Raw genomic sequence first — 3659 nt, forward strand, 5'->3', positions numbered from 1 at the left:
CCTCAGCAATACACCATGCAAACCCCCAACCTCCTACCAAACCACACCCACGCGGGGTGGAGCAGCCCGGTAGCTCGTCAGGCTCATAACCTGAAGGTCGTAGGTTCAAATCCTACCCCCGCAACCAATCTTATCAATACCTTAGCCCCGCCCCACACAGCGGGGCTTTCCTTTTAGGAAGCATATAGGAAGCAGGGGATGGCAGATTTTGCCCCAGAGACTCTTTTCCCGAAACGTTTTCTATGTCACCGTTCGCGCAATAAAAACTTGTCGATGTGAGGGATATTTTGAGGCCAGACCTTAAAGCCGCCCAAATAGGGGCTCTCGATCAGGGAACGATTTTTACGTGCGGTTATGCCGGTCGTTATCCAGGTTGCGTGGTTTATGGCTTGGCGATAACGGCCCGATGTGATTTTGCCCAAGGTAAGTATCGTATTCTGAATTACGTCCCAATCGTCAAATTGGCGGACTGGCTGTTGGTTGACGGGCTTGAATTGATTAAAGAGCGCTACAAAAAGGAACTCAATGGGCGGCTGACAGGTGCTTTGAAAGGTGCAGGTTTATCCGCAGCATTATTGGAATCAATCCGGCTTCACGATATTGCCCGCGTCCATTTTTCTATAGACGAGGAGAAGCCGAGGAAAAAAAGGGAAGCCAATCAAAAGTTCCACAATCTTGTAAAGGAACAGATGGAGTATTCTCAGACACTCGAAGAAAAAAACAAACAAGAATTATACAGTTTTTTTGTGGTCGATGCGAGAATGTTATTTTAGAAATTCTTGGACGTTTGTTCAATCATGATGTGGCTGGGCACTATTTCTTAGAGGGTATTGAGGAGGGGGGTGGCCGCGACGGGTATGTATGCCTTTTGCGAGAGGTCGGTACCTTAGGTGAAGATGTTACAGAGCTTCTGAAGAATGGACTGTCAAAAGAAGCCTACATGGAACTCACCGATGATGTTCGAAACAAGCTTTCCTTTGATGCCGAAGATTTTGGAATGCCGGTTTCCCAGATTGGGTCTCCTACTGTTGAACATATCTTGCAGACGTTCGCGTATTTGTATTCTCGGATTGGCGTCGAAGAGGTAGCAAAAGCCGACGCAGAACGTTTCAAATCTCTCCATACGGGTAAGGAATAGGCTCATGGCGATGGAAATAATTTGCATAGATAACGGTGCAGTGGGGGAGTTGGTCTCTCGGCGCCAATTTCAAAGTTCGGACTATGCAGAGGGAGGAAGTCTGCTATCAGCCTTGATTGGCAGTGCGTCGATTGGCGATATACCGTTGCCACCGAATGTTTTTTCTTTTGTGAATGGACCGGCCGTTTTCTTGGGGACGCCTGGAGTATGGACGAAGAAAAAATTCTTGGTTTTTGATTTAAAAGGCAGTGGGCTTTTTATCAGGGAAGGAAGAGCTGAAGCTCTTACAATTCTGCAGAGGGTTATGCGGTTTTCTATAAAGTATTGGGGGCAAGGGGTTCTTAATCCGACAGAAAAAATTATTACGGGTTCAACCAAGGCGGTTCTTTTTCCATTGCCTATTTCCTCTAGTTCTGGGTTCCGTATTACTATCGAGCGTGAGCCGATGGGAGGGCGCCTCAAGAAGCGCAATCTTAGTGGGCATTTTTGGCTTGTTTACAAGGCCGGCACTACAGGAGGCGACTCCGCAACCGAGGCGGCGGAATTAACAAGATTTCGAAAAGTCCATGAAGCTTTACCAAAGGTCTATGAGAACGCCAAGATTGAGGATCCAGAATCAACGGTGGTAACTTCCAAAGGAGTGGTAGATATCGACGTAAGGGCAAGTGATTTTGGGCGGCCCCAGTCGGTATTTCGGCCCTACGATAAATGGATGGAGGTCTTAACAGAGCGTCAGAAAGGTTTTGTTTTTGGCGACGACTACCGTCCTCACCGGCTGCAAGGTCCGGCAGGCACTGGCAAAACCTCCGCGTTACTTTTGCGGACTTTACGGGTGATCGCTGAGGCTGAGTCCAAGGGAAATCGATGCGCGGCGATTTTTGTTACCCATAGTGAGGCGACAAGGCGGTCTATCTTTGAAATTTTGGAAGTAATGGAACCCCATGGGCCACAAAACCGGGAGCCTACTCGCCACAATACGTCGCTAAAAGTATCGACCCTAGCCGGTATCTGCGCCGATTTACTGTCTAAGAGCATTTCTGTTACGGAATTCGTGGATCGTGACGCTCAGGACTCTAAGGTGCTACAAGAAATGTACATTGAGGTGGCCGTTAAGCGCGCAAAGCGAGAGGAGCTAAGTTCGTTTGCACCGCATATGAGCGATGTGTTTCGAGATTTTTTAAATTCTGTGCCGGATGATGAACTGGCAACTCAATTTCAACATGAAATCAGTATTTTAATAAAGGGGCGTTCGGGTGACTTGTTTGATATTTATAAAACGTGCCCCTCTTTGAAATACGGATTGCCGATCTCAAATGAAGCGGATAAAGGATTCGCCTACAGAGTATTTTCTCTTTACCAAGACCAACTTGAAAGTGCGGGGCAATTCGATACGGACGATGTAGTTCTTTCTGCAACGGGTCAGCTTGACACCCCGATCTGGAGAAGGCGTCGGGAAAAGGAAGGCTATGATTTTATCGCAGTCGATGAAACGCATCTATTTAACATAAACGAGCTTCATATTTTTCACCACTTCTCTCGAGATCCTCAAAGTTATCCAATTTCATTTTCTGTTGATCGAGCTCAGGCTGTCGGCGACCGCGGTTGGGACGACATTCAGGCATTTGAAACGCTTTTCGACGCAACTGGCGAGGTGAAAGAGAATGTAACCGACATAAACGCCGTTTTTCGTTCGTCACCGAATATCGTTGAGGTTTGCTCATCGATACTCGCTTCTGGCGCAACGCTGTTCACGAACTTCAAGAATACTCTCACGTCTGCGCAGAGTGCTTATACGCTCGAAGATGAAAGTTTGAGTCAGCCCGTTCGCTACCTGGAGAGTGCGGATGATGCTGCGATGATTGAGGGAGCATTCACGGAAGCACAGAAATTAAAAGAGGCCACAAACGCAAAAAATTGGGAAGTTTTAATTACGTCTTTATCATTTGACGTCGTTGATCGAATTAGGACCCTTGCAAAAAATCAAAATAAAAATGTCACATTGCTTGAGAGGCGGGGAGATTACGCAGCCGTTGAACGAGCCCAAAAAGCTGGGCATATAGTGCTTGGCCATGCTGATTACGTAGGTGGGCTTGAGTTCTCGGTTGTTGTTGTAGTAGGGGTCGATAGAGGCCGGGTTCCGTACGAGGGTGCGACATCCAACTCTGTCTCGAGAAACTTCTCCAAGTACACGGCCCACAATCGTTTGTACGTCGCCGCCTCAAGAGCTCGTAACGCTCTTGCATTTATGGGCGTTAAAGCGCGGGGTGCTAGCGACCTACTGAAGCCCGCAATTAAAAATGACTTGATTGAAGTCACGGATCAACGCTGAGCTAACTTACCAAAAACTTAGGCTAGTTAAATTCCTTGACCTGTGGCCCGCTTCTTCCTCCATTGTCTAGGCTCAGGACCCATAAACTGGGTTCCCTTGGCGCTGCAAATCTGATTCAGACCTTCCATGAACAAGGAGGTTCTGATGAGCACTCATCACTTTTGGCTATCGGATTCACAATTCGAGCGTCTT

Annotated in this window: 3 protein-coding genes and 1 tRNA gene; all 4 read left to right on the forward strand. The window is 47.6% G+C overall.

Annotated elements, in window-relative coordinates; genetic code table 11:
• Positions 1-50 precede the first annotated feature (50 nt).
• The 4 genes from ACOSDM_RS19965 to ACOSDM_RS19980 all read left to right on the forward strand — a co-directional run bounded on the left by ACOSDM_RS19965 (position 51) and on the right by ACOSDM_RS19980 (position 3467).
• Positions 51-127 (forward strand) — tRNA-Met (locus ACOSDM_RS19965).
• A gap of 160 nt (positions 128-287) precedes the next feature.
• A complete protein-coding gene (locus tag ACOSDM_RS19970) occupies positions 288-773 on the forward strand; it encodes a hypothetical protein (RefSeq protein ID WP_420726301.1) in 486 nt (161 codons plus the stop codon).
• Between the two features lie 167 nt (positions 774-940).
• Positions 941-1138, forward strand: a complete 198-nt coding sequence (locus ACOSDM_RS19975) for a hypothetical protein (RefSeq protein WP_420726302.1) — start codon at positions 941-943, stop codon at positions 1136-1138.
• A 4-nt stretch (positions 1139-1142) separates the two neighbouring features.
• Positions 1143-3467: a UvrD-helicase domain-containing protein gene (locus ACOSDM_RS19980; RefSeq protein ID WP_420726303.1), complete on the forward strand. Its 2325-nt coding sequence runs from the start codon at positions 1143-1145 to the stop codon at positions 3465-3467.
• The last annotated feature ends 192 nt before the right edge of the window (positions 3468-3659 follow it).

Origin of the sequence: Hwanghaeella sp. LZ110 (assembly GCF_048892525.1) — a bacterium.
GTDB lineage: Bacteria > Pseudomonadota > Alphaproteobacteria > UBA8366 > Aestuariispiraceae > Pacificispira.

What these genes read in the sequence shown, in the direction of transcription:
- ACOSDM_RS19975 (WP_420726302.1), top strand. Translation starts at nt 941, where the DNA reads ATGGAACTCACCGATGATGTTCGAAACAAGCTTTCCTTTGATGCCGAA.
- ACOSDM_RS19980 (WP_420726303.1), top strand. Translation starts at nt 1,143, where the DNA reads ATGGCGATGGAAATAATTTGCATAGATAACGGTGCAGTGGGGGAGTTG.